This is a genomic window from Klebsiella sp. 141153, assembly GCF_032601995.1.
Lineage (GTDB): Bacteria > Pseudomonadota > Gammaproteobacteria > Enterobacterales > Enterobacteriaceae > Klebsiella > Klebsiella aerogenes.
The window spans coordinates 1-431 of sequence record NZ_JAQIRJ010000038.1 but is presented as its reverse complement, the minus strand read 5'-3'; the positions used below and the strand labels follow the sequence as shown (position 1 = coordinate 431).

The following is a 431-nucleotide window of genomic DNA, read 5'->3' as shown; positions in this document are numbered from 1 at the left end:
CACTACAAAGGCAGGTTCTTTAAGGTAAGGAGGTGATCCAACCGCAGGTTCCCCTACGGTTACCTTGTTACGACTTCACCCCAGTCATGAATCACAAAGTGGTAAGCGCCCTCCCGAAGGTTAAGCTACCTACTTCTTTTGCAACCCACTCCCATGGTGTGACGGGCGGTGTGTACAAGGCCCGGGAACGTATTCACCGTAGCATTCTGATCTACGATTACTAGCGATTCCGACTTCATGGAGTCGAGTTGCAGACTCCAATCCGGACTACGACATACTTTATGAGGTCCGCTTGCTCTCGCGAGGTCGCTTCTCTTTGTATATGCCATTGTAGCACGTGTGTAGCCCTACTCGTAAGGGCCATGATGACTTGACGTCATCCCCACCTTCCTCCAGTTTATCACTGGCAGTCTCCTTTGAGTTCCCGGCCG

General features: G+C 51.7%; 1 rRNA gene. It reads right to left on the bottom strand.

What is annotated here, in order from left to right:
* Positions 1-25: 25 nt before the first annotated feature.
* Positions 26-431, bottom strand: a 16S ribosomal RNA gene (locus tag PGS10_RS24965); the annotation flags it as partial.